Below are 221 nucleotides of genomic sequence, written 5' to 3'. Positions count from 1 at the left end.
TTTGCAGCATCGCCTGCAGGCAAGCACGAACTTGACGGACAATGATGAGGAATGGCTGTCGCGCCTTGCTGACATCCGCGCTTCGTTCATCCGTGAAATGGACGACGATTTCAACACCGCAAACGGCATTGCGGTATTGTTTGAATTGGCGAAACAGGCCAACTTGTACTTGCAGGAAAAAACGACGTCCGAGAAGGTCATTGCCGCGTTTTTGCGCGAGT

General features: G+C 52.0%; 1 protein-coding gene. It reads left to right on the top strand.

The window, feature by feature from the left end; genetic code table 11:
* On the top strand, positions 1-221 hold a 221-nt coding region (locus tag L942_RS00595), incomplete at both ends, for a DALR domain-containing protein (RefSeq protein WP_326929315.1).

The organism is Amycolatopsis orientalis DSM 43388, from assembly GCF_000411975.1.
In the GTDB taxonomy this organism is placed as follows: Bacteria; Actinomycetota; Actinomycetes; order Mycobacteriales; family Pseudonocardiaceae; genus Amycolatopsis; species Amycolatopsis orientalis_D.
Note: the sequence above shows the minus strand (reverse complement) of the source record. Positions and strands in the feature narration are given on the sequence as shown.